Here is a 26,355-nt window from a genome sequence, read left to right as displayed (position 1 = left end):
GCCATGGAAGCGGCATTAATCCTTTTGATCGTTGCGGTGGTCCTGACCCTGATTTTTGATTACATCAACGGTTTCCACGATGCCGCGAACGCGATTGCCACGGTGGTTTCCACGCGGGCGCTCAGCCCAATGGCAGCGGTTATTTATGGCGGTGTGCTTAACTTTGCGGGTGCCCTGATCGGGACGGAGGTTGCGGCCACCATCGGGAAGGGTCTGGTCAACGCGGAAACTATCACGATTTATACCATCATCTGTACGGTCATGGCTGCAATCATCTGGAACCTTATCACGTGGTATAAGGGGCTTCCGACGAGTTCCTCCCATGCGATTATCGGCTCCCTGCTCGGCGCTACTTATTTTTCCAGTGCCGCCGGCTGGGACAGCATTATTATGGGCGGAGTGGTCAACAAGGTGGTGATTCCGATGGTCGCCTCCCCGATTCTGGGTATTACGATCGGTTTTTTTATCATGGTCGTTCTGACATGGATTGTTTATCGGCTGCCCTTGTCCAAGACCAATAAGGCCTTTTCCAAGCTTCAGATCATATCCGCCGGGTTCATGGCCCTCAATCACGGGCTGAATGACGCCCAGAAGTCGATGGGCATCATTGCCCTTGCTCTTATCCTGACCTATCCGACAGATGACTTTGTTGTGCCGCTGTGGGTCAAAATTTCCTGCGCTCTGTTTATGGGGCTTGGCACCATGGCCGGCGGGTGGAAAATTATCCGTACGCTGGGCAGCAAGATGATCAAGCTGCAGCCAATTCACGGATTTGCAGCGGAAACGACAGCTTCGGGGATTATTTCGGCGGCTTCCGCTTTTGGGATTCCAGTTAGTACGACTCACGTGATTACGACATCAATCATGGGGGTGGGAATGTCCAAGCGGGTTTCCGCTGTGAAGTGGGGTCTGGTCGCCAATATCGTCTGGGCCTGGATTCTGACAATTCCGCTGACTTTCGTTTTTGCGGGTCTGCTTATGTCGGTCTTCAGGGTGTTTATCGGCTAAAAAATTCCTTGCGCCTCTCCTTCCCCGTCTCAATGGGTTGTGATAGCTCTTAGATATTCTTTATTTTATTTTTTGGGGTGGGCGATGCGTGACCGTTTATGGTGTGCACTTTTTCTTTTTGTGTGTGTTTTTTCCAGCGTTTCCGCCCATTCATCCGACACTCCTAAAACGCTTAGCATCCTGCGGGTGACGCCCACCGGGGAAGATGTTCCGCCGGGGAATCAGATCGTCATCGAATTCAACCGCCCCGTCGTTCCGTTGGGGCGGATGGAGCGGACCGTTGAGGAAGTCGGCGTTTCGATTACGCCGCCCTTAAAGTGCCAGTGGCGCTGGCTTAATACGTCCTCCCTGTCGTGTAATCTCGACAGCGCGGATACGATGGCGCCCGCCACGAAGTATGTCGTGACGATTGCGCCTGTCATTACCGCTGAAGACGGCGGAAAGCTGGCGAAAGAGGAAATGAGCGGCTTTATTACCCAGAGGCCGGATGTCAGCTATACCAACTTCAATACTTGGCGCTCTCCTACGCATCCCGTCATCCGGGTCGTGTTTACGCAGCCGGTGTCACGATCATCGGTCGAGCAGCATTTGTTCATTGCGCCCTCCGGCGGCGGAACGCGGGTTCCTCTTTTGGTTAAGCCTGATGAAGACTGGCAGAAGCTGCCTGATTACGTCCTTTCCCCAACGGATAAACTCTGGGTGCGGGTCGATCAGCAAGCGCGGCAGAGCGACGACCAAAAGACTGAAATCAACGGCGAGGAGGCGCGGCGCGTCTGGCTGGTGGAGCCGCAGAGCGAATTGGCTGTGAATTCCGCCGCCACCTTAAGGATCGAGCCGGGATTAATTTCCGCCGAAGGGACAGAACCGAGCGCGCAGAGCCGGGATATTGTGAGTTTTCAGACGTTTCCGGATTTTGGCTTTGCCGGAGTGAGTTGCACAGCCAATGACGGCTCCTCGATCTTGATCCCTCCCCAAATGACGCCGGATCAGAGGTTATTGTGCAACCCACTGCGCGGGGTTTCGCTTGCGTTTACGGTTCCCGTCTTGCGGTCTGAGGTCAAGGACAATGCCGTTTTCAAGCCCAGCCTGTCCGGAGATAAGAAAGATTACAATCCGTGGGGCGATGAGAACCGCGACTGGTCGAGCCTTGGAACGCCCCATTCCGCCGACCGGCTTTATTATGTCGGGCTTCCCGTTGGGCTGAAGGCGGCGCAGGAGTATGTGCTGAGCCTTCCCGCCTCCGGTTTTGAGGATGAGTTCGGGCGCGTCCTGCCGCAGGCTATTGAGATGAAATTCTCGACCAATCACCGCAATCCGAATTTCGAGATGCCGCATAAATATGCCGTTCTGGAGAGCCAGACGGATAGCGAGTTGCCGTTTTATGTCAACAATCTTGAGTCTTTCACGTTTAACTACCGTTCGGTGACGCCGGACGGGGTGAAGGAGAACCAGACCTATTCCAAGTCGGTTCAAAAAATCGAGGATATCCAGTACGGGGTTCCGGGCGGTGTGCGCGAGATGCTGGGCGGGAAATCCGGCGCTCTCTATGGGTTTCTCTCGACGTATCCTGAGGTTGCCGATAAATGGGAAGGCGACCGCAAATTGTTCGCGCAGGTGACGCCGTGGCAGGCGCATTTGAAGCTGGGGCATTTTAATTCCCTGCTCTGGGTGACTGATCTGGCGACTGGATTGCCTGTCGAAGGCGTGAAAGTCAGTCTTTACACGGATTCTCTGCCGAATATTTCGGCTCCGAAGGATGTTCTGGCGACGGCTGTCACGGACTCTCAGGGGATTGCGATCCTGCCGGGAAGCGAGACGCTGGACCCGCTGCAGAATTTGCTTAATGCGTGGGACGATGCCGAGGTGCGGTTGTTCGCCCGTCTGGACAAGGGGGCGGAGATGGCGCTGCTGCCACTGGCGCCGAGTTTTGGCCTCGATACGTGGAATCTTTCCGAGGACGGCACGAACGCCTATACACGCGACCGTTTCGGGCATCTGAAAAGCTGGGGCATGACGGCGCAGGGGATTTACCGCGCCGGGGACACCATGCAGTACAAAATCTTCCTGCGGAACCAGAACGAGCGGACTCTGACTAAGCCGCCTAAGGGGCGCTATACGCTTGAGATTGTCGATCCGACCGGAAAGACGGTGCAGGAGGTCAAGGATGTTGTGTTCTCCGATTTCGGCGCGTATGCAGGGGAATACCCCATTCCTCAATCGGGCGCTGTCGGCTGGTATCGCTTCAAGCTGAAGGCGGACTTCCGGGTCAACCCGCCTGCTGAGACCGCCGAAAACCCCGAGGCGGCAGATGAGTACGAATATGAGGAAAAGGACGAGCAATTTACGCTTTATCCGCTGCAGGTTCTGGTCAGCGATTTTACGCCCGCGCCTTTCCGTGTAACCACTGAGATCGGCGGCGACCTGTTCCGGCCGGGCGATGCGATGACTATTGAAAGTCTTGCGGCGCTTCATTCCGGCGGACCTTATGGCGATGCGCTGGCGCGGGTAACCGTGACCCTGAATATGGGCAGCTTTACGTCTGACAATCCTGCAGCACAGAATTTTTACTTCGGCGGGTCGAGCGAGGGGCTGAGTTCCGAGCAGCTTTTGCAGAAGGAGCAGAAACTAGACGATAAGGGGGCATGGGCCGAAGTTTTCGTTCTGCCGCAGCAGCCGATTTATTACGGGACGCTTGCCGTGGAGAGCGCGGTGCAGGACGACCGAGGTAAGTCCGTTGCTTCACTCGCGCAGGCGGATTATGTGGGCGTTGACCGATTTGTCGGTGTGAAAAGTCCGCAATGGTTTTATACCTCCAAGCAACCCGTGAACCTACAAACGCTTGTCGTGGACGATCAGGGCAGTCCGGCTGCGGGGACGACGATACAGTCCGTGATCGAATATGAAGAGATCAGCGTGGCCAAGGTCAAAGGGGCCGGGAACGCCTATCTGAGCGATATTACGCGGGAATGGAAACAGGTTGCAGCCTGCTCGCAAGTCTCGGCGCTCGAAGGTCAGGATTGCACGTTTACGCCGGAGAAGGCCGGAACGTACCGCATGATTGCCAAGATTGCTGATACCAAGGGTCGCGAACACAAGACCGAGATCATGATCTGGGTCGCTGGCGATGACTACGTGCAGTGGAACGATGAAGATAAGTACATCCTGCCTGTCATCCCCGAAAAGAAAGATTACAAGGTCGGGGATACGGCCAAGTTTCTCGTCAAGAACCCCTACCCTGGCGCGAAGGCACTGGTGACGGTTGAACGGTATGGGATCGTCGAGCATTTCGTGCAGACCCTCGAGGGAGGCGCTCCTGTGCTGGAAATCTCGATCAAGCCGGACTACCTGCCGGGATTTTATCTTTCGGTCATGGTGGTTTCGCCGCGAGTTGACAAGGATGTGCCGCCGCTGGGGCAGGTCGATCTGGGTAAACCCACATTCCGGCTGGGTTATGTGACCATGCCCGTGCGTGACCCGTACAAGGAAATGACCGTCGAGGTGAAGGCGGCGCAGGATGTTTACCGTCCGCGCGACAAGGTTCAGGTTTCTCTGACCGCTGCGCCGCGCCATGCGACGGAAAAAGCCGAGCCGATCGAACTGGCCGTTGCTGTGCTGGATGAATCCGTCTTCGATCTTATCAGCGCGGGGCGCGATGCGTTCGATCCTTACAAGGGATTTTACGATCTCGATGCGCTGGATTTAAGAAATTACAGCCTGATTTACAGACTTGTCGGGCGGCAGAAATTCGAGAAGAAGGGCGCAAATCCCGGTGGAGACGGCGGCGGCGATGTCGATATGCGGAACCTGTTCAAGTTTGTCAGCTACTGGAACCCTGCGCTGAAGACCGATGCGAACGGGCAGGCTTCGATCACGTTCGATGCGCCGGATAATCTGACGGGCTGGCGCGTCCTTACCGTGGCGACGACACCGACCGATCGGCTGGGGCTTGGTGAGGGGACGTTCAAGGTCAACCGTCCGACCGAGTTGCGGCCCGTGATGCCCAATCAGGTGCGCGAGGGCGATACGTTTACTGCCGGATTCAGCGTGATGAACCGCACGGATGCGCCGCGTACGCTCACGGTTAAAATCGAGGCGTTCGGGGATGTTGCGACCAAAGATTCAGACGTGGTTTCTGCGGAACAGACCGTGACGCTGGAGCCGTTCAAGCGACAGACGGTGTATGTGCCTATAGAAGCCAAGATGCTGCCCGTAGACCGGGAAATCGCCGATGGTTTAATTACTTTCCGTGCGTTCGCGGAAGACGCCGCGGACAAGGACAGCATGGAATTCACCCTGCCTGTCCATAAGAAGCGCGTGTTCGACGTGGCCGCGACGTATGGCACGACGACCGAAGCGAAGGTTTCAGAGAATATCCTGTTCCCTCAGGAGATTTATACCGATAGCGGGGATGTCAGCGTCGTGCTTTCGCCCTCGGTCATCGCCAATCTTGCGGGCGCGTTCCGCTATATGCGCGATTATCCCTATATCTGCTGGGAGCAGGTTCTAACCAAGGGGGTTATGGCCGCGCATTACAAGGAGTTGAAGCCGTGGCTGCCGGAGTCACTTGTCTGGGACGGGGCTGATAAGCTGCCGCAATCGACGCTTGATACGGCTGCGAATTATCAGGCGCCGAATGGGGGGATGACTTATTTCGTGGCGACGGATGACCGGGCGGACCCCTATCTCAGCGCCTATACCGCGATGGCGTTCAACTGGCTGAAGAAGGACGGGTATACGATTCCTGCCGATGTCGAGAAGAAACTGCATGATTATCTTTTGAATTTCCTGCGGCAGGATGCCGTGCCGGATTTTTATCAGCCGGGGATGACCTCTACGGTGCGGGCCGTGGCGCTGGCCGCTCTGGCGCGTGAGGGGAAAATTGCCGCCGATGATGTTCAGCGTTATGCGCCGCATCTGAAAAATATGAGCTTGTTCGGGAAGGCGCATTATCTTCAGGCCGCGTTGATGTTCGAGAACACCAAGGCGAGTGCCAAGGAAACCGTTGATATGATTTTCGCGGCGGGGAACGAGACGGGCGGGAAGTTCATGTTCAGCGAGACTCTGGATGACGGGTATCTGCGTCTTCTGGCCACGCCGCTGCGCGATAATTGTGCGATCCTTTCGGCGTTTCTTTCCTATGGGAAAACGGATGCGGGGAAGGAATTGATCGGCGACAAGCCGTTCAAGCTGGTGCGGATGATCACGCAGAGCCGGGAGAGCCGCGATCACTGGGAAAACACGCAGGAGAATATGTTCTGCATGAACGGGCTGATCGAATATGCGCGGGTTTATGAAACCGATAAACCCGCGATGAAAGTCACGGCGGCTTTGGACGCGCAGACGTTCGGGGAAGCTGCGTTCAAGGATTTCCGTGATACGCCTGTCACACTTTCCAAGATGATTACGGCGGAGGATCCCGGCCAGAAACGCGCTCTGAACCTGACCAAAGACGGTCCGGGGCGGCTTTATTATGCCGCGCGGGTGCGCTATGCGCCGAAATCCGGGTGGGAGAACAAGATGAACGCCGGAATGGATATCGGGCGCGAATACAGCGTGAAGAAGGACGGCAAGTGGACGATCCTGAAAGACGGGGAAGCCATCAAGCGCGGCGATCTGGTGCGGGTCGATCTGTTCCTGAACCTCCCTGCCCCGCGCAATTTCGTGGTGGTCAACGATCCGCTTCCGGGCGGGCTGGAGACCGTCAACCGCGATCTGGCTACGGCCTCAACCGTGGACGATGCGGAGGCGGTCTACGATCAGGCGGGCGGGTCACTGTGGTTTAAATACAGCGACTGGCGGGAGTATAATTTCTCGTTCTGGAGCTTCTATCACAAGGAATTGCGGCATGACTCGGCTCGGTTCTTTTCGGACTGGCTCCCGGCGGGGAATTATCATCTTTCCTATGTCGCGCAAGCCATCGCGGACGGTACATTCGCTGCGCCGCCCGTGCGGGCCGAGGAGATGTACGATCCCGATGTTTACGGGCGCGGGCAGAATGGGGCGCTTGTGATACAGACCGGGCCGTGAGTGGAATATGGATTTACTCAACGACCCCCGATGGCTTCGCTTGCACGATAACTCATGGATCTGCCCTTGTTGTGGTCAATCGCATGTAGGTCTTTTTGATCTTGGCACCGATGCGCCTAGCCTATGGCAAGATTCAATTAGTCCTGAATCAAATAAATCTATCTTAGAAGCATCCCATATACTGACGAAGGACTTTTGTATTTTTGAAAATGAACATTATTTTGTACGCTGTGTTCTTCTCCTTCCGATTATCGGGACAAAAAATGATTTCTTCGGTTATGGGGTTTGGTCCAGCTTGTCCAAGGCTAATTTTTATCTGTACTTAGAACATTATAATGAGCCTGTGCGGTCGCAGCTTGGGCCTTGGTTTGGATGGTTTTCGAATTCTCTGAAAGGTTATCCAGAGACACTTTCCTTAAAAGTTCACGTTCTTCCACAGGATAACGAACAACGGCCAATTTTAGAACTGGAGCCGTGCGATCATCCGCTCAGTCTTGAACAAAGGGATGGGATCACTTTTGACCGTATCCTTGAACTCTATGCGTTAAATGGCCATGATATCCGCGATAGCCTTACGCAAAAACATTAGGCTTTTGACAGCTTGTTTTGTTGTTTTTTCTTCCTTGCTGTTATGGGGGCTTACGTTTTTGTCCCGTACCCCTATCGAAAAGTCCCTGCACGGCATCGTGTCCGACGTCCAGACGCTGCGGGTGACGGGCCGGAACGGTGAGCCGCTGGGCATTACTTACGAGAACCGCTGGAACCTTTATGACCGGGTGGCGCTCTATGAGGTGCCGGAGTTCTTGAAGGTTGCTTTTCTTCATTCCGAAGATCGGCGGTTTTACGTACATGCCGGAGTTGACTGGTCCGCACGATTGGCGGCGGTTTATCAGAATGTCAAAAAACTCCGTACGGTGCGGGGGGCGAGTACGATCACAGAGCAGGTCGTGCGGCTGATCCATCCGCGCCCCCGCTCCCTGTGGTCGCGGTGGCTGGAGGGGTTCGAGGCGCAACGATTGGAGCGGAGCGTCTCCAAAGCGGAGTTGTTCGAGTTTTATCTCAATCAGGTTCCGTACGGCTCCAACCGACGGGGGATCGCGCAGGCGGCGCAGTATTATTTCAACCGCGACCTTTCGACCCTTACGCAAAAAGAAATGCTCGCGCTTGTCGTGCTGGTGCGGGCGCCATCGCTTTACGATCCCTTCCGGTTTCCAGGACGGATTGAAATGCCGCTGATGCGGCTGGCTTCATCTTTAAAAGATGAAGGGATCATCAGTGCGGGAGAATTCGCGCAGATTGCAGGACAGAAGCTTGATGTCCGAAAGCCTTCTCTGACCGTCGATGCACGGCATTTTGCTCGTTATGTAAGGCTGAACGCCCCCGCGCATCTCCGCGATCATTTCCGTACGACGCTGGACTCTCAACTGCAGCGGCAGGTGCAGGACATCGTCGATCAGAGGCTTTTGAGCCTTCATAAGAAGCGCGTTCGCAATGCCGCCGTTCTGGTGGCCGATCATGAGACGGGGGAGATTCTGGCGTGGGTGGTCGGCGGCGCGGGATTGCCGGAGGAGGACACGCCGGGGATCGAGATTGATACGGTGACTACGCCGCGCCAGCCGGGGTCGGCGATGAAGCCGTTCGTCTATGCCGCTGCGCTTGAAAAGGGCTGGACGGGGGCGACGTTCCTTGACGACTCGCCGCTGGCGGAGGCCATCGGACACGGGCTGCATAATTTCAGGAATTATAGCAACACGCATTACGGGATTTTGACGCTGCGCGAGGCTTTGGGGAATTCGCTCAATATCCCCGCGCTACACGCGATCCGGTATGTCGGGACGGGGGAGTATCTGACGACCCTGCAACGGCTCGGGTTTTTCAGCCTGTCGGAGAGTTCGAATATTTATGACGAGGGGCTGGCGCTGGGCAACGGGGCGGTGACGTTGCTGGAAATGGCGCAGGCTTACGGAGCGCTGGCGAACAAGGGGCTTTACCGTCCGTTTCATTTTTTGCGGCAGCCGGACGATTTGCAAAAGCCCGTGCGGATTTTTTCCGAAGAAGCGGCCTCGATGATCGGGAACATCCTCTCCGACCCGTGGGCGCGGCGGATGGAGTTCGGCGCGGGCAGTGTTCTGAACCTGCCTGTGCAAACGGCTGTGAAAACCGGCACCAGCACGGATTACCGCGATGCGTGGACGATGGGGTATAATGACCGTTATGTGGTGGGGGTATGGATGGGGAATCTGGACAACACACCGATGGAGGGTGTAACGGGATCGGGCGGACCGGCGCTGGTTCTGCGGTCGATTTTTTCTGTGCTGAATAAGAACAGAGAAACGCAGAAGCTTTATCTTAGTCCAGCGCTGGTTTCCAAAAGCGTGTGTGCGCGGCCCCGCGACGAAGAGGGTTCCTGCCCCCTGACGACCGAATGGGTTCGGGCGGGATATGAGGAAGAGGTCGGGCATGAAGGGCCGGAACTGAGCGTCAAGCCAGAGCTGGTGCGGCCGACGGATGGGCTTCAGATCGCCTATGATCCGCGTATCCCGCAGGCGCATCAGAAATTCCGGTTTGAAATTCGCGGGCTGCCCGTAGGGGCGCGGGTGGAATGGGCGCTGGATGACGAACCCATCTTGGACGGGACGGAGGCGACCCTGCTCTGGTCCGTCACGAAAGGGGCGCATATTTTACGGGTGAGTTTACTTACTCCCGACGGGGATGTGCGGAGTCTGGCTCCGGTCAGGTTTACGGTGAAGTGATGAATGTTTTTCCCAAGACAGCCAGAGGAAAGCTTATTAATGCCTACTTGTGGTATTTCGTTATTGGCATATTTTTTCTTTTGCTTCACGGAAACCGTTTTTTCTCTTTTGAAAAAAGTCATGAGTTAATTAATTTCAGAAACTTCATGGGGCTTTATGTTGCCTTTGGGTATACCAGCGCCCTATGTTTATGGTCTTGGATCATATTTTGGCTGATACGGGGGAGAAAAACGAGCGGTCTTTGGGAATCTCTTTTGATCGGTATAAATCGGTTGACGCTGTTTTTTCTTAGTCTGTTTATTAGTTGTCTATTCTATAATCCCTTTTTTCCTTATACACACGCCGATCTTTTTTTTCATAAATTTCCTGTTTTTAATCCTATTTTTCTTTTGGTTTTTCTAGTCACTCTTTTTCTTGTTCACTTATTTGTGAGGAAAATACAAGATACGCCAACGTCTTCAACAGGATTAAAAAGCATTTTTTATGAGTTTTTGTTTGTGTTTTTTTCTCCTATCCCACTTGTTGCTTATCTGCTTCTGATTTTTGGACTTGTCTTTTTATTAGGTCTAGAGGCTGGCTCTTTGCTAGTGTTTTTATTCTTGTTGTTTACCGTAATTTCTCCCTACTTCCTGTTTGGTCCTGTCGCTGTGATTTTTTATCAGCAGGCTCTTCAAGAAAACAACCAAAAAATCAATCTTCTTCAGATTCTTTTGGCGCATACACTGAGTCTTGCCTTTTTTATTGCGCCTGTCATTTTTGATGTTTTTTTTACTGTTATTTTCGGGCGTGGTTAGGCTTTCATCCCCCCGACACGACCTGCCCGTCTACGAGATGAATGCGGCGGTCGGTTGCGGCGGCGCGTTCCCGATCGTGCGTGACCCATAGCCGGAGTGGTTTTTGCGGATTTCTTTTTGAAGTGACCTAACCCTCTTGATTTAAGTCAATGGTTTTACAGAATAAATCAGTATCCTCAAGGCATGACCGCGCTTTCGACCGATGCCCTGATCGCTAAATATGACCGCCCGGTGCCGCGATACACCAGCTTTCCGACGGCGGTGCAGTTTACGCATGAGATATCGCAAGAGACCTATCGCGGGTTACTGTCACAGCTCGATAAAGACGAGAAGGTGTCGTTGTACCTGCATATCCCGTTCTGTCACAGCCTTTGTCACTATTGCGGATGCCATACCAAGATCACGGCCACATACCAGCCTGTGGGCGAATATATCCGCACGCTGCTGGAGGAAGTCCGGCTGTGTGGGGATATCATCGGCTCCCTGCTGCCGGCGGCGCGGGTTCATTTCGGCGGCGGATCGCCGAATTTCGCGGAGACTGAGGATTTATCCGCCCTTCTCTCCGGTGTTGCCCGGTCATTCGTCTTTTCAGAGGACACCCAGATTGACATGGAGTGCGACCCGCGGCTTCTCACCGAAGAAAAAATCGCTGCCTATGCCGCCATGGGGGTTACACGGGTCAGTCTGGGCATTCAGGATTTCGATGAGACTGTGCAGCGGGCGATCAACCGGGTTCAGCCCTATGATCTGGTGCGCTCGTGTGTGCAGACTTTGAGGCGGCACGGTATTCATCAGATCAATTTTGATCTGATCGTCGGGCTGCCGGAGCAGACGGTTGAGAGCGTCTCGCGGACGGCCGATCTGGCCATGAGCCTTTCGCCGCAGCGGCTCGCGGTTTTTCCCTATGCCCATGTGCCGTGGATGAAGAAGCATCAGATGCTGCTTGAGAAATTCCGCCTGCCCGGGGCGCCGGAGCGGTTCGATATGATCGAAACCCTGCGCTTGATGCTCACCCGGCGGGGGTATCGGGAGATCGGGATCGACCACTATGCGCTGGAGACCGACAGCCTGTCCCGCGCCCAGAAGCGCGGGGAGATGCGGCGCAACTTCCAGGGCTATACGGACGATCCCTCGCGCACGATCCTCGGGTTCGGTCTGTCCTCGATCAGCCAGTTCGAGACCGCGTATGTCCAGAATACGACCGATGCGCCAACTTACCGGGCGGCGCTGAGCGCACAGAATCTTCCGATCCAGAGAGGCTGTTTTCTGAGCGCGGACGACCGAACGCGCCGAGCGTTGATTGAGCGGCTGATGTGCGATTTTAGCCTGAGCTTTGCCGATTTTCCTGAGATCTCTGTGCCGCGGGACCGGCTTGCTGTACTAGAGCAGGATGGGCTTTTGCGGGTGGAGGGGGATTGCCTTCGGATCAGCGAACACGGGAAGCCCTTCGTGCGGGTGGTTGCGGCGTGTTTCGATCCTTACCTTGCCCCTGAGGCGGGTCGTCACGCCCGAGCTGTCTGATCCCGTTTACATCAAGACCAGAAGAGCGCCGAAGAAGGTCAGGATGACGTTGGCCGCGGTGTAGCTTCCGGCATAGCCCAATGCCGGAACCTGGCTTTTGGCCATGTCCATCACGACGTTCAGGGAGGCCGTGCTGGTCATCGCGCCGGTGATCGACCCCATCAGCAGGGCGGCGTTCATTTTCATCAGGTAGCGGCCAATCAGGAAGGCCACGACGACGGGGATAACCGTCACCGCCGCGCCGCAGAGCATCAGGAGCGGCCCCACGGTGGTCAGGGCTTCGAGAACCTTGCTCCCGCCGTTCAGACCAATCGAGGACATGAACAGCACGATCCCGAAATCCATCATGATGTTGCGGGCGGCGCGGGGAAAGGCGCCAAACATGGGATAAAGAGAGCGGATGAAGCTGATGAGAATTCCGACGATGAGCAGACCGCCGGCGCTGCCCAGACTGACGGAGACTTCGCCGAATTTCAGAACCATCGTACCCAGAAGAAGGCCGAGGGCCACACCGATACAGAGTGTCAGGAGGTCCGTCTTTTCGACGTCGGATTCAATGCTGCCGAGTTTCTGGCTGACTTCGAGGATCAGGTTTTCCTCACCGATGACTTCGAGCTTGTCCCCCTTTTGCAGGATTATGCCATTATCGACCGGAAGGTCCACGCCTGAGCGAAGAAGGCCGATAATGTAGCACCCATGGCGGGCGGGGAGCATGAGCTCGTCCAGAGTTTTGCCGACGATTTCGGAGGCGGTGATCGTAATTTCCTTGGTTCTGATGCGGAAATTGAGGAGTTCCTTGTCAAAAACCTCCGGGATGTTCTTTTCCTTGGCGATGCTGTGCTGCGCGACGGAGGCGATCACGGAGACGATGTCGCCCTGCTCGATCATGGTCGTATCGCGCTCGACTTCAATGATTTTTCCGGCGCGGCGGATGCCCAGCACAGTGAAATATTGACGGTTGGACTCCTGGATCTGGTGAATGGTGCGCCCGATGAGTTTACTGCCCGGTTCAATCTTGTAGGTCCGCACCATCGGCAGGTTATTTTCATTGATGGTCTTGGTCGTTGAGCGCGCAGGCGCGATTTTCCGGGCTTCGGTGGCCAGATCAATGTGAAATATCTGCGGCACGTATTTAATGAAAATCAGCAGTCCGGCAATGCCGAACAAATAGGTGAGCGAATAGGCCACGCTGAGGTTTTTTATGATTTCCTGCGCGCTTACGCCTTCGGGCAGCGTTGCCGCGTGCGTGAGGACGGCGTCCTGTGCCCCGACCAGAGTCGGCGTACTTGTCAGCGCTCCTGCCAGCATCCCGGCGGCGCTTCCCTGCGGCAGAGCGAAGATCAGCGCGAAAAGCAGACTTATGGCCACGGCGGTTACGGCGACGATGAGCGAAAGCAGCATATAGCGCGAGCCATCGGAGGCAAAGGAGGCGAAAAAGCTTGGTCCGGCCTGAAGGCCAACGCAGAAAATAAACAGTGTAAAGCCGAAGGTGGCGATCTGCGCGTTTCCGGCGAACCCCCATGAGCCGAAGAGCAGGCCCATGATCAGCACGCCGCTGATATTTCCGAGCCTGATTCCAAAAAAGCTTGTCTTTCCAAGTAAATAGCCAAGGCTAATGACCGTAAAAATGGTCAGAACCTGATCTTTCTGAAGGAGTTCAAAGACGTTGATTTCCATGACTGCAACCTTCCGGTCTTTTATTATACATAATATTTAATGACCGTTCGCGCTCTATATAGGCCTTTTGCCATGCGTTTGTGAAGTAAAATCGTGGCAATTTTCATGCTCCTTACGCATAGCTGCTATGCGTCTTATGAACGGATATTGTCTATCGATAACAGTTGCTTACGCTTCCTTTTATTGCGTTGTTCCTGTCGATTATGAAATAAATTTGCCGTCGGCTGTGCCCTCTCCAGCCGTTATGAAATGACAGAGACGACCGACCCACATTACGATCATTATATGCGGTTTGCGAAGATGGAGGCGCAGGAGGATAAGATGTTTCAAGGCCGCATGGTCCGGCTTCTTGTTGCGCGGCACAAGCCATCCGTCGTCGTTTATAATACCAAGGGCGAGAATCCTCCGTGCGAAGAAGGCGGGTATATCAGAGGTGCCGGACGCGGAAAGCTTCAAGAGGCTTGGCAACCCGGCGTTGGCGATTATATTTTCACCTGCGACCTGACCTGGGGACTGGAGAAGGCGTTACCCCACTCTTCGCCTGAATTCTCCTGCGAAGCGGAGGAAGATTGCCGAATTCTTGATGTTTATGATCTTACCGAAGGGCGCCTGCGGCCAGTAGCAGAAGATGAAATCGTTCCCACACTGCAACGGGAAACGGAACCCGCCTGATTTCCTTATTCCGCAGCGCGGCTGGCGCGTTTGCGGTCGTGAGGAGAGAGAAGTTTTTTGCGAAGGCGCAAAGATTTTGGAGTGACCTCCAGTAATTCATCCTCATTCACGTAAGCCATCATATCCTCCAGCGACATTCGGCGCGGGGGGACCAGCGTCAGAGCTTCGTCGGCGCCTGAGGCGCGGACGTTTGTCAGTTTCTTGCCCTTGAGGACGTTGACCTCCAGATCGTTGTCACGGCTGTGTTCGCCGACGATCATGCCCTGATAGACTTGCGTCTGGTGGCCGATAAACATACTGCCCCGATCCTGCAGGTTGAAGATGGCGTACGCAACCGCCATGCCGTTGTCGGTGGAGATCAGTGCGCCGTTGCGTCTTTGTGGGATATCGCCTTTATACGGCGCGTAGGAATGGAAGATGCGGTTGAGAACGCCGGTGCCGCGGGTCTGGGTCAGAAAGCGGCTTTGATAGCCAATCAGGCCGCGTGACGGTGCGCGGAAGGTCAGGCGCATTTTGCCTGCACCGCTGCCGCGCATATCTATAAGCTCGGCCTTGCGGCGGTTCATGGAGTCGATCACCGTGCTTTGGAATTCCTCGTCGACGTCGATGGTGACTTCCTCGATGGGTTCGAGGCGCTGGCCGTTTTCCTCTTTGTAAAGAACTTTTGGACGGGAGACGGTGAGTTCAAAACCCTCGCGGCGCATGGTTTCGATCAGTACGCCGAGCTGCAGTTCCCCGCGTCCGCCGATTTCGAAGGAGTCCTTGTTTTCGCTTTCCTTGAAGGTGATGGCGACGTTGCACTCGGCCTCGGCCATCAGGCGCTCGCGGATCAGGCTGGAGGTTACCTTGGTGCCCTCTTTTCCGGCGAAGGGGGAGTCGTTGACGCTGATCGTCACGGCCATGGTCGGCGGGTCAATCGGGGTGGATTCCAGAGCTGCGGTTACAGCCGGAGCGCAAATCGTATCGGCCACCGATGCCTTGGTCAAACCGGCTATACAGATGATGTCGCCCGCGTGGACTTCGGTGACAGGGATGCGCTTGGTGCCCTCGAACATCAAAAGCTTCGTGAGGCGACCAGATTCGATGGTTTTACCATCAAGGCTCATGGCTTTTACGGTGTCGTTGATTTTTGCCGAACCGTTGACCACGCGGCCTGTCAGGCAGCGTCCGAGGAAGGAGTCATAGTCCAGAAGCGTGGCCAGCATGGCGAAGGGTTTTCCCTCCTCGACCTGCGGCGCGGGGACGTGTTCAAGAATCAGGTCCAGAAGCGGGTGCAGGTTTTCGCGGGGGTCGGTCAGTTCGCGGGCACACCATCCGGCACGGCCCGATGCATAAAGCACGGGAAAATCGAGTTGCTCGTCGCTGGCGTCGAGAGAGACAAAAAGGTCGAAGACTTCGTTCAGTACTTCTTCGGATCGCGCGTCGGGGCGGTCCACTTTGTTGACGATGACGATGGGCCGCAGCCCCTGTTTCAGAGCCTTGCCGAGAACGAATTTCGTCTGGGGCATCGGGCCTTCGGCGGCGTCGATCAGAAGGATCACGCCATCGGCCATATGCAGGACGCGCTCGACCTCGCCGCCGAAATCGGCGTGGCCGGGGGTATCGATGATATTGATGCGGGCGCCGTCCCAGTTGATCGAAGTCGGCTTGGCCAGAATGGTGATGCCACGCTCTTTCTCCAGATCACCGGAGTCCATCAGGCGTTCGGCGACCTGCTGGTTGTCGCGGAACATTCCGCTTTGCTTCATGATGGAGTCGATCAGGGTGGTTTTGCCGTGATCGACGTGGGCTATAATCGCTATATTGCGTAAATTCCGTGACATTGTTTTATTTTCCGTGGCTTCAGCCGCTGTTTCGGGCTGAAGTAATAGAGAGTCCGCGGAGAAAAGGGAAGGAAAATTTACTTAATATCCCAAGAAGCGCCCTTTCAGGCCGCCAGATTGAAAAGCAGGAATTCCGCTTCCGACAGGGTTTTGAGGTCTATAAAGGCCTCTCCCGCGAATGCAAATCCATCACCCTCTTGCGCTTTCTGACCCGCGATTTCGACTTTTCCACGCACGATCTGGAGCCAGTATTTGCGGTTTGGATCGGCTTTAAAGGCTTCCTTCCTGCCCGCATCGAAGCGGCCAAGATAGATTGTGGCGTTCTGCTTAATGCTGAGAGCTGTGTCGTTCTGACTGCCCTCCGGCACGATTATCTGCGCAAAACGATTTTTAACCGTATCAGGGTCGACCAAGCGTTGCTGATAACCGGGCAGGGTGTTGCGCTGACCGGGAATGATCCATATCTGAAGAAAATGCACTTCGTTGTCATTCGAGGCGTTGTATTCGCTGTGGGTCACGCCTGTTCCGGCGCTCATGATCTGGATTTCTCCGGCACGGATGACCGCGCCGCTGCCCATGCTGTCCTTATGGGCCAGTTCGCCGCTTAATACGTAGGAGATGATCTCCATATTATCATGCGGGTGTGTGCCAAAGCCCGCTCCGGGGGTTACACGGTCTTCGTTTATCACCCGCAGGGCGCCGAAGCCCATATGTTTCGGGTCATGGTAGTGGCCGAAGGAGAAACTGTGCATACTTTTGAGCCAGCCGAGGTCGGTCGGTCCTCTGTCTTCACTGTTGCGTTTGATCATCATGGCTATTCCTTCCCGGCAAACCCATTTTTTTCAGGTCCGCTGCATTTCAGGATTATGATTGCGATTATACTGCTGTCTTATTCGCCGCTTTGGCAAATAAGGTTACCTTGGGGTACTGCCCCTTAGGGGCACGGGTTTGAATTATGCAATCTTACGCAATTCATCCATGAAAACGCCCATTTTTCCCAGAAGGGCGCCAACGCGGCGGTTGGCGTGTTCGGAGAGTTGCGCGGTTACGCCGGAGACCTGTTTTGAGGCTTCGTCCACCTGCCCCACGCTTTGATTGATTTCGCGAACGTTGCCCGCAACTCCTGTGGTGCCCATCGAGGCCCGCTCGGCGTTTGAGGCTATTTCCTTGGAGGCTGCGCTTTGTTCCTCGATCGCGGCAGCGACCACCGTTGCGGCCTCGTTGATCTCCCCGATAATCGTCCCTACCTTGCCGAAGGCCGTGACGGCGCGTTCGGTCGCGCTCTGGATATCCGTAATATGCTGGCTTATATCCTGTGTGGCGCGGGAGGTCTGACTTGCTAAATCCTTGACCTCGGCAGCGACAACCGCGAAGCCCTTGCCGGCCTCTCCTGCTCTTGAGGCTTCGATCGTGGCATTCAGAGCCAAAAGATTGGTCTGGTCGGCGATTTTCTGGATCAAGACCACCACATCGCCGATCTGGCTGGCGGTCAGCGCCAGTTCCTCGACAATCTGCCGAGCCTGTTCGGATTCACTGACCGCGCCGTTGGCGATTTCTGAGGTTCGGGTCATCTGCTGCGTGATTTCGGCAATCGCACTCGACATTTCCTCAGCGGCGGCGGAGATCGCCTGCACGTTGCGTGAGGTTTCATCGGACATACTCGCGGCGCTCTGCGCTCCTTCACGAGTCATGGCCACGGTTCCGCCCATGGTGTCGGCCGTCGTCTCCAGAGTTGTTACTGTCGTGTTGATCTGGTTGACCACGTCCTTAAGAGAAACGTCCACATCGTTGGCGATGTTTACGAATCCGGTCATTTTTTCCGCTACGCTTTCCGTGGCCTTGTTGATCACGCGGGCGCCGTTGAGGAGCGAGCCTTGCATCCCCTGCTCCAGGATGCGGCGGAAGTACTGGTTGCGGCTGACATATTCCATGGCGGCGGTCGCTTCGCGGACAAAGGCGTCCATACTGTCGGTCATTTCGTTGAGGGTCCATTGGAACTCCCCAAAGTCCCCGCCTTCTTTTATGTGGGTCAGGCGCATATCAAAATCCCCGTTTGCGAGGGCTTTGCAGACATTTTTAGTTCGCGTTATTTCGCGTTCGATTTTACCTATGGTTACTACAGAAAAAGCGACAAGAGCCGCCGCAAGGACCGATGCGCCAAGAGCGACCGCAGGAATACCCGAAAGCCCTCCGATCAGTGCGATACCCGCGGCGGCGCAGGCCGCCGTTTTAGCCTTTGAGAGAGAAGATAAACTCATCGTATCCGATCCCTTTTTGTTGGAGGAGGTTCACCAGCATGGAAAAAGCGTTGTTCATGCCCTCTTTACGGTTCGCGTGACGGTTTTCCTCGTCCAGAAGCTGTTTGTAAAGCGGGCGTATAATGCCGTCCAATACCTTACGGTCCGGGACGCGGCGGTTGGAGTGGAAGCCGTTAACATTTCCAGAGCCATCAAAAGACGGCGTCACATGAGCGAACACCCAATAATGGTCGCCGTTTTTGCAGAGATTGACAACGTAGGCGAAGATTTCCTTACGGGATTCCAACGTGTCCCACAGAAGTTTAAAGACCGCACGCGGCATTTCCGGGTGGCGGATCATGCTGTGCGGCTGGCCGATCAACTCCTCCTCATGGTAGCCGGAGATTCTCATGAAGACACGGTTGACGTAGGTCATGCGGCCCTTCAGGTCGGTTTTGCTGACGATGACCTCATCGTTAGCGAAAAACTGCTCCCGGCCTGAAGGGGTTATTGTCCGCGCTTTAGAGAGTGTCTGGATTTCTGCCATGGAACCATCCGCGATATAAGAATGTCGACGTCATCATGCTAAGTGAGATTGTTGGACAAGAATTGATTTAAGTCAATTTTTTGGGGATATGAGCGTATTGTGTTGGGGATAGTTTTGTAAACCCTGGAAAAATCAAGCCCTTAGCCTAGATTCCCTGCATACAAGTGAATTTGTTTTAACTTAAGTTACGCCGTCAGAATTAATTTTGGGTCGTCACCTATCTCTGTACCAGACCAATGGATGAATGGCTTGGCTTTTTTATTTATTCCACAAGCCTGACGCCAGATATCACAATTATTGAAGGTTCCTACAGACGCACCGGGCTTTAGCCTGTAGGTCTTGATTTCATCCAGAGAAGCATTCGCTTCTGCGTCCTGATGTTTGGCGTGGCGTGTTACCTTTTGATTGTAGACCGTGATGTAACGATCATCATACTTTTCACCTGTTGAATAGTTTGGCGTATATGGGTCAGCGTGCGGCCGATCAACAGTGTCATCGTCATAATCGTAGGAGTACACTTTTAGCAACGGAGTCCGTCCCAAGCTTTCCAAAAATTCCATATCCTCGATAATCGTCACAAGCTCCCTGCTATAAGCATCAATATCTGCCGCATACGCCCGCACTGTTTCAACCCCTAACCATGAATCGGCAATACGAACAGATTTTTGCCAGTCTGACTGAAGCGTCCCCTTTAGCTTGCCGCTATAGATGTCGGCGCTCATGCGCCGCGCTAATCCCTCAAAATCTCCTTCAATCTTTCTTGGAAGAACAATTGCGCTTTTATCAGAAAATTCAGCATTGCTTAGGTCTGTCAGCGAAGTTACAAGCGTTGCACACTCATAGTCGATAGGAACGCCTGCCTGATCCTTGCCCTTGCTCAAAAGCTGTTCACGTATAACGTTCTGGGCTGCTGACGTTCTTAAATATTCGTTTGTGTCCATAATGATCCCACTATTCCTCATTAATCTTATCCCGCTGCCCCAAGAGAACCCGCTCCCTGACGAGCGAAGCCACCTGATTGCGGTTGAGGTCGTAGCCGTATGCTATCTTATCATCCAAGGGGTGTCTTGGAATTTTGTCAATTTCGTTTTGGCCCGTCACTTCGATTTTCCCGATATAGAAATACTCTTTTTAAGCCAGCCTATTTTAGCTCTCATGATCGTTGAATGTTAAGCATTATATATTGTGCACCGCAAAATAGCTAATAAAAGTTATAATTTTACCTGCTATCTTATTGTATTAGCTAGTCAATATTGAACTTTTATTCATTTCTCTTAAAATCTAAATGCTGAAGGCCTTCAGAAAAAATTCGACGCTGCCTTTTGCCATTTTTTTCAGCTCTTTTTTTGTTGGTTGCGGGGAAATATTCAGGAGCGCCCGCATATGAAGCTCGCCTTTGAACAGACAGAAAAATCTTCCTGCCGCGTCGCGTTTGTCGGGGAACCTGTAAGAGCAATGTTTTTCAACCTTTTCGAGATATTTGGAAAAGCGGGAGAATAACGACTCCGGTCCGGCGGCATAAAAAAGGCGACCCATCTCCGGGTTTTTCTGACCTTCGCTCATGATGATCCTGTGCAGGGCGATTGCATCCGAACTATATACCAGTCCAATAAACGCCATTCCGATACCGTACAGCTCCTTATCAGGGCTCTTTCCTGTCAGATCGTCAAAAATATGATCGCCGGTATGGCCTTCGCATTTGGAGCGGATTACGGCTTCGAACAACCCCTCCTTGCTGCCATAGTGATTGTAGACGGTCAGCTTTGATACGTCCGCCTTGTTTGCGATCTCGTCCATCGTCGTCCCGGCCATGCCGCGCTTCATGAAGAGTTTTCCGGCGGCCTTCAGGATTGCTCTACGCTTATCCTCATCCTTTGGTCGTCCTGGAGATGCCGGCTTTTTTTTATCTCTCATTTATTATACTCTTGCGTTTAATAATATTTACTCTATATACTGTACCATATAGTTTAATTTTATGAGAGTTTTTTTATGAACGGTATCGCGCTGAAAATCCTGATGGGCGACACGGCCAAGTATCTCGGCCTGATTTTCGGCATTACGTTTGCGACGCTCCTGATGTCCCAGCAGGTTTCCATTTTTATCAGCCTGATGGCCCGCACGGCCAGCGCGATTTATGCCGTTTCGGAGGCGGATATCTGGGTGATGGATACGCGTGTCCGGTATATCGAAGAGGTCGAACCGATGCGTGCCGTCGAGCTTTATAACGTCCGCAGCGTTCCCGGTGTGCAATGGGCGGTTCCGTTTTACAAGGGGCTTTCGACGATCCGTATGCCCGACGGGCTGACGCAGCAGGTTCAGCTCATCGGCGTGGACGATGTTTCCCTGGTCGGGATTTGCCCGAAGATGATTATCGGGGACAAGAAAAGCCTGCGCCGTCCGCAGAACGCGATGATGGACCAGAACGGCTATTTTTTTACCTGGCCCAAGCAGAAGGTTGTCGTGCCTCGCCCGATCGAACTGAACGATCACCGCCTGATGCTGACGTCCGTGTGCGATGTCATGCCTACTTTTTTTACGTTTCCTATCCTTTATGTTTCCTATGAGACGGCTGTAGAAATTACTCCACCCACGCGCAATAAGCTGCCCTTCGTTCTTGTGAAGGGTAAGGAGGGAGAGGATTTGCAGGCGCTTAAGAAGCGAATTATCGAGCGTACGAGGCTGCAAGCTCTGACGCAGGAGGAGTTTGCCTGGCGCAGCATCCGGTATATTCTTGAACGCACCGGTATTCCTATTAATTTTGGAATTACCATTGTTCTGGGCATCATTATCGGTGCGGCGATCACGGCCCAAACCTTTTATATTTTTGTCATCGAGAGCCTGAAGCAATTCGGGGCGATGAAGGCGATCGGTTTTACCAACGGTCAGCTTCTGCGGGTTGTTCTGCTTCAGGCCGCTGTCGTTGCGTGTATCGGTTATGCACTGGGGATTGGTCTGACAGCCTTTTTCTTTCAGTCTACCGCAGAACTTCCGGCCCTTAAGGGGTTTATTCTGAGGTGGCAGGTTATGGTCGGGACGTCTGTTGTGATTGGAATTATTACGCTTTTTTCAATTATTTTCAGCTTGCGGAAAGTCTTCAAGCTTGATCCCGCTATCGTGTTCAGGGGTTAAATGTTTATGTCCGAAGCCGTTAATATCGAGCATATCAACAAGGACTTTTCCATCGGTGACGGGCGCTCCAACCGCGTGATCCACGATGTTTCCTGTATGGTGCGGATGGGCGAACTGACGATGCTGGTCGGACCTTCGGGATGCGGGAAGACGACCCTGATTTCGATCATGTCGGGCATCCTGACCCCCACGGACGGGACGGTTACGGTCATGGGTACCGAGATCACCGACCTGAGCGACCGCCGGAAAGTGATTTTCAGGCGGGAGCATATCGGCTTTATCTTTCAACAATTCAATCTGCTTCCGGCCCTGACGGCGGTCGAAAATGCAGCCCTTCCGCTTATCGCCGGCGGCATTCCTATGAAGGAAGCCGGCGCGAAAGCTTCAACAATCCTTGAAACGCTCGGGATGGGGGAGCATCTGCACAAGCAGCCTCGGCAGCTTTCGGGTGGGCAACAGCAGCGGGTGGCGATTGCCAGGGCGCTCGTGCACGATCCCGATCTTATCGTTTGTGATGAGCCGACGGCCTCTCTTGATGCGAAAACCGGGCAGTCCGTCATGGAGATTCTGCGCTCGGCTGCCAACGATCATCAACGCGCGGTGCTGGTGGTGACGCACGATAACCGGATTTATCATTTTGCCGACAGAATTCTTGAGATGAGCGACGGAACGATCACCGGCGACCACAAACCGGAAGACTATATTCATAAGGAGTGAATTACATGATGAAACTCTGGAGACGGACCCGCGGATGGAAGCTGCCCTTCGTTGCTCTCTTTGCACTCAGTTTTGCGCTTTTTTCGGTTTTGACCCGTGCGGAGGTTCCGAAAAAAGCACCCGACGCCCCGCCCCCCGAGAGCGGCTTTGCGCGTTCGGTTTCCGGGATCGGGGTGATCGAACCCAAGGGCGAACTCGTGGCCATCGGGACGGAAATTTCGGGTCTGGTCAGCAACGTTCATGTGAAGGCCGGAGATACGGTCAAAGAGGGAGCTGCTTTGTTTTCGCTCGATATGCGGGATATCGACGCCCAAATAGCCCGTTATACGGCCGTTCTGGAGACCGCCAAGATTGCCGCCGAGGATGCTATTGATAAATTTAAACTGATCCAGGATGTCCGTAATCCGCAATCCGTTTCAAAGGATGAATATAACCGAGGGAAATTCGCCGCCGAGTTCGCATCGGCAAGAGTTAAAGAGGCGGAGACACAACTGGCGCAAGCGCAGACGACCAAGGAGCGGATGACTGTGCGTGCGCCTTCCGCCGGGACTATTCTGGACATTAATATCCGGCCGGGCGAGTTTGCGTCTGCGGGCATCGTATCGCCGCCGTTGATCCGCATGGGCGATCTTTCCTCCTTACATGTGCGGGTTGAAATCGACGAGGAAAATGCCGGTCGGATTACCAAATCCGCCACTGCCGAAGGGTTGCTGCGCGGGGTGACGGATAAAGCCTATCCTCTCACATTCGTCAGGACCGAACCCTATGTCGAGCCGAAGCAGAACCTTGCCGTCTCCGGGCAACGGGTTGATACCCGGGTATTACAGATCATCTACGCCCTGCCCGCCGATGTTCAGGGGCTTTATATTGGGCAGCAGATGGATGTCTATATCGAAGAACCCGCCGATAAATAGGGCTTACAAAATATTACAAATTCCCTGCTCCCTTGTTGCTCCAATCGGGTTAAAATGCAAGAAATCCCGCAGGAGATTTTTGTGACCCGTTTTGCCGTGTTTTTTCTGGTTCTATGTGTTCTCTGGGCTCCGGTCCATGCGTTGCGGGAGAGTCCTTCAGAGCGCATGACCATGACCCATGACGGGGTGGAGCGCTATTATACGCTCCATGTTCCTCCGCGTGTTCTTGGCTCCAAGAAAAAAGTCCCTCTGGTCCTGATGCTTCATGGCGGCGGCGGGAATGACTCTAACGGGGTCAAGATGAGTCAATTTTCCAAGAAGGCCGATCAGGAAGGGTTTATCGTGGCTTATCCGAGCGGCAGCGGGCGGTTTAGAAAAATCCTGAAAACCTGGAATTTCTGGCATTGCTGCGGTTATGCGATGGAGAATAATACAGACGATGCGGGATTTCTCAGTGCGCTTATCGATCATCTTGTTGAAAACTATCCCGTCGATCCCGACCGGGTTCTGGTGACCGGGATGTCGAACGGAGCGATGATGAGCCACAGGGCGGGGATCGAACTTTCGGATAAAGTGGCGGCTATTGCTCCCGTGGTCGGCACGATGTTCGGCGATGAGCCAAGAGCTAAAGGGCCGGTTGCGGCGTTCATCATCAACGGCACCGCCGACAAGCATATTAAAATGGACGGTGGAAAAAATGTGAGCCGGATTCAGGACGCGTGGGATGGAACGCCGATGAAGCCCGCGCTCTGGCAATCCGAATACTGGGCGAAACGCAACGGATGCAAGGCCAAGCCGGAGAAAATTCAATACAAGAAGGATGTCATCCTTTACGATTATCACTGCCCGAAGGGGAAAGATGTGCGGCATCTGATCATCGAGGGCGGCGGGCATTCCTGGCCGGGTGGACGGGCTGGGCGGAAAAAGGCTGACGCGCCCTCTCAAGCCCTCAACGCCACCGATGAAATGTGGGCGTTTTTCATGGAGATGACGGAGTAGGTTATTGCTGATATACTCCCACAGTTTTCTTCATTTCTGTTATTGAATAGAATCGCCCGATGTCCCGTTGCATAGATGAGCCAGCATTTTGAGTGAAAGGATTTTACGATGTCCAAAATGAGACAAACACTTCTGGCCGCTTCGCTGCTGCTGATGAGCGCTGGGGCTTTCGGCACGGCACTGGCTCATGACGACGACCACCGCAACGGTTCTTCGGGCGGCGGGAGTTCCGAGAGCCGACATTACGACTACGGCAATCGCGGAAACCATGACGGCGACGATGACCGCCGCCCGGATAACGGTTGGCGCGACGTAGAGGACGACAACTGGAACGACCCCCACTGGAAGCGGAAGAAGCAAAATTCCCATGACGGGAAGTATTACGAGAAACGCTATAACGAAGACTACTGGCGCAAGGCCTTCAACCTTCATGCTCCCAGCTACCTGAAGGGAGTGGACAGGCGCCTGCCGCTGCTGATCGTTGTGGACAGCACGGGAGAATTCCGCGGACAACCCAGCCGCGTGTTCTTTCAGAAAAAGGCGCACCGCGAAGGATTCATCCTCGCCTATGCGCTTGTAAAGGGGCACCGGGTTTACGATGACGGCCATACGGACGACCTTATCGTGCAGACCGTGCTGAATATGCTTGACGGGCATTACCGCGTGAACACGGACCGGATCAGTATCCGCTACGACTAAGGCTTAAGAGGTACCCTCTCTCCTAACCGGCCGGGACGGCCCGCCTTCCCCCCGGAGGCTTCGGGCCGTTGTCTGTGCTTCCTTTTCTCAAATACTCCTTAGTATCCTGCGATGCGGTTCCCGGAAACAATGGCTTTTTTTTCGCGTTCATATCCCCCCTATTTCGTCATTAACTTTTTAGAAGGGAATCGTCCGGTTCCTCGTTGCATAGGTGAGGCAACACTTTGTGTGAAAGGATTTTACGATGCCCAAATTGAAAAAAACACTGCTGACCTTTTCGCTGCTGCTGATGAGCGCGGCGGCATCCGGAACGGCTTTGGCCGATAGTAACAACCATCATGGTGGCAAGTGGGGTGGCTCCGAAAACCGCGATTACGGGTACGACGATCATGGGCGATGGGACGACGACGACGACCACCGCGAGGATAACTGGCGCGAGGATGGCGACGATCACCGCGGCGGCTATGACTGGAAAAAACGGAAACACTACGATAAACAATGGGACCGTTATGGCGGATACAATAACCGTTACGATTGGCGCAAAAGTTTCGACCTGCACGTCCCCAAGCGCCTGAAAGGTACGCACGCCCGTTTGCCGCTGCTGATCGTCGTGGACAGCCGTGGCAATTTCAGAGGCGTTCCGAGCCACAGGTTTTACCGCGACAAGGCCGCTCGGGAGGGATTTATCCTTGCCTATACCTATAGCAGAAACCCTTACGGTTTCCGCAGGCATGAGGACGATATCGTCCGTTCCGTCCTCGGGCTTCTGGATGGGCATTACCGCGTGAACACGAACCGGATCAATATCCGCTACGACTAAGGCTTAAGAGGTTCCCAC

The 26,355-nt window shown here is 54.2% G+C and carries 20 protein-coding genes; 13 read left to right on the top strand and 7 right to left on the bottom strand.

The window, feature by feature from the left end; translation table 11 throughout:
- Window positions 1-3 precede the first annotated feature (3 nt).
- The 6 genes from IPN28_04875 to hemN all read left to right on the top strand — a co-directional run bounded on the left by IPN28_04875 (window position 4) and on the right by hemN (window position 12,103).
- The gene (locus IPN28_04875) at window positions 4-1,008 is read left to right on the top strand and encodes an inorganic phosphate transporter (protein ID QQS58158.1); all 1,005 of its coding nucleotides are present in this window, start codon (window positions 4-6) and stop codon (window positions 1,006-1,008) included.
- An 84-nt stretch (window positions 1,009-1,092) separates the two neighbouring features.
- The gene (locus IPN28_04870; GenBank protein QQS58157.1) at window positions 1,093-7,035 is read left to right on the top strand and encodes a large extracellular alpha-helical protein; all 5,943 of its coding nucleotides are present in this window, start codon (window positions 1,093-1,095) and stop codon (window positions 7,033-7,035) included.
- A 7-nt stretch (window positions 7,036-7,042) separates the two neighbouring features.
- Window positions 7,043-7,624 carry a DUF2199 domain-containing protein gene (locus IPN28_04865; protein ID QQS58156.1) on the top strand — a complete coding sequence of 194 codons (582 nt, stop codon included), beginning with the start codon at window positions 7,043-7,045 and terminating at the stop codon, window positions 7,622-7,624.
- Between the two features lie 58 nt (window positions 7,625-7,682).
- On the top strand, window positions 7,683-9,788 hold the full coding sequence (locus IPN28_04860; GenBank protein QQS58155.1) for a transglycosylase domain-containing protein: 2,106 nt from the start codon (window positions 7,683-7,685) through the stop codon (window positions 9,786-9,788).
- On the top strand, window positions 9,788-10,582 hold the full coding sequence (locus tag IPN28_04855; GenBank protein QQS58154.1) for a hypothetical protein: 795 nt from the start codon (window positions 9,788-9,790) through the stop codon (window positions 10,580-10,582). The genes IPN28_04860 and IPN28_04855 overlap by 1 nt, the downstream gene beginning before the upstream one ends.
- Window positions 10,583-10,765: 183 nt before the next feature.
- Window positions 10,766-12,103 (top strand): oxygen-independent coproporphyrinogen III oxidase, encoded by a 1,338-nt coding sequence (gene hemN, locus IPN28_04850; GenBank protein ID QQS58153.1) that lies wholly within the window; start codon window positions 10,766-10,768, stop codon window positions 12,101-12,103.
- 6 nt (window positions 12,104-12,109) lie between these two features.
- Here the strand turns inward: hemN and IPN28_04845 are convergent, their stop codons facing one another.
- Window positions 12,110-13,780: a hypothetical protein gene (locus IPN28_04845; protein QQS58152.1), complete on the bottom strand. Its 1,671-nt coding sequence runs from the start codon at window positions 13,778-13,780 to the stop codon at window positions 12,110-12,112.
- A 249-nt stretch (window positions 13,781-14,029) separates the two neighbouring features.
- Between IPN28_04845 and IPN28_04840 the strand changes: the two genes are divergently transcribed.
- Window positions 14,030-14,452: a hypothetical protein gene (locus tag IPN28_04840; GenBank protein QQS58151.1), complete on the top strand. Its 423-nt coding sequence runs from the start codon at window positions 14,030-14,032 to the stop codon at window positions 14,450-14,452.
- Between the two features lie 5 nt (window positions 14,453-14,457).
- Here the strand turns inward: IPN28_04840 and typA are convergent, their stop codons facing one another.
- The 6 genes from typA to IPN28_04810 all read right to left on the bottom strand — a co-directional run bounded on the left by typA (window position 14,458) and on the right by IPN28_04810 (window position 20,973).
- The gene (typA, locus tag IPN28_04835; protein ID QQS58150.1) at window positions 14,458-16,275 is read right to left on the bottom strand and encodes a translational GTPase TypA; all 1,818 of its coding nucleotides are present in this window, start codon (window positions 16,273-16,275) and stop codon (window positions 14,458-14,460) included.
- Between the two features lie 104 nt (window positions 16,276-16,379).
- A complete protein-coding gene (locus tag IPN28_04830) occupies window positions 16,380-17,087 on the bottom strand; it encodes a pirin family protein (protein ID QQS58149.1) in 708 nt (235 codons plus the stop codon).
- 141 nt (window positions 17,088-17,228) lie between these two features.
- Window positions 17,229-18,533, bottom strand: coding sequence for a methyl-accepting chemotaxis protein (locus IPN28_04825; GenBank protein ID QQS58148.1), 1,305 nt, complete (start codon window positions 18,531-18,533; stop codon window positions 17,229-17,231).
- The gene (locus IPN28_04820) at window positions 18,505-19,059 is read right to left on the bottom strand and encodes a PAS domain-containing protein (protein QQS58147.1); all 555 of its coding nucleotides are present in this window, start codon (window positions 19,057-19,059) and stop codon (window positions 18,505-18,507) included. The genes IPN28_04825 and IPN28_04820 overlap by 29 nt, the downstream gene beginning before the upstream one ends.
- A 185-nt stretch (window positions 19,060-19,244) precedes the next feature.
- The gene (locus IPN28_04815; GenBank protein ID QQS58146.1) at window positions 19,245-20,000 is read right to left on the bottom strand and encodes a hypothetical protein; all 756 of its coding nucleotides are present in this window, start codon (window positions 19,998-20,000) and stop codon (window positions 19,245-19,247) included.
- A 340-nt stretch (window positions 20,001-20,340) separates the two neighbouring features.
- Window positions 20,341-20,973 carry a TetR/AcrR family transcriptional regulator gene (locus IPN28_04810; protein QQS58145.1) on the bottom strand — a complete coding sequence of 211 codons (633 nt, stop codon included), beginning with the start codon at window positions 20,971-20,973 and terminating at the stop codon, window positions 20,341-20,343.
- Window positions 20,974-21,069: 96 nt separating this feature from the next.
- On the opposite strand from IPN28_04810, the gene IPN28_04805 reads away from it, so the two are divergent.
- From IPN28_04805 to IPN28_04780, 6 genes are all read left to right on the top strand, one after another.
- Entirely contained in the window at window positions 21,070-22,188 is a 1,119-nt protein-coding gene (locus IPN28_04805) for an FtsX-like permease family protein (protein QQS58534.1), read from the top strand.
- Window positions 22,189-22,905 carry an ABC transporter ATP-binding protein gene (locus IPN28_04800; protein ID QQS58144.1) on the top strand — a complete coding sequence of 239 codons (717 nt, stop codon included), beginning with the start codon at window positions 22,189-22,191 and terminating at the stop codon, window positions 22,903-22,905.
- A gap of 5 nt (window positions 22,906-22,910) precedes the next feature.
- A complete protein-coding gene (locus tag IPN28_04795) occupies window positions 22,911-23,819 on the top strand; it encodes an efflux RND transporter periplasmic adaptor subunit (GenBank protein ID QQS58143.1) in 909 nt (302 codons plus the stop codon).
- Between the two features lie 81 nt (window positions 23,820-23,900).
- Window positions 23,901-24,818, top strand: a complete 918-nt coding sequence (locus tag IPN28_04790; GenBank protein QQS58142.1) for a polyhydroxybutyrate depolymerase — start codon at window positions 23,901-23,903, stop codon at window positions 24,816-24,818.
- Window positions 24,819-24,926: 108 nt separating this feature from the next.
- A complete protein-coding gene (locus tag IPN28_04785; GenBank protein QQS58141.1) occupies window positions 24,927-25,517 on the top strand; it encodes a hypothetical protein in 591 nt (196 codons plus the stop codon).
- Between the two features lie 244 nt (window positions 25,518-25,761).
- Complete coding sequence (locus IPN28_04780; GenBank protein ID QQS58140.1) at window positions 25,762-26,337, top strand: hypothetical protein; 576 nt, start codon at window positions 25,762-25,764, stop codon at window positions 26,335-26,337.
- Window positions 26,338-26,355 lie beyond the last annotated feature (18 nt).

It is taken from the genome of Alphaproteobacteria bacterium (assembly GCA_016699735.1).
Classification (GTDB): Bacteria; Pseudomonadota; Alphaproteobacteria; order Micavibrionales; family Micavibrionaceae; genus JAGNKE01.
Note: the sequence above shows the minus strand (reverse complement) of the source record. Positions and strands in the feature narration are given on the sequence as shown.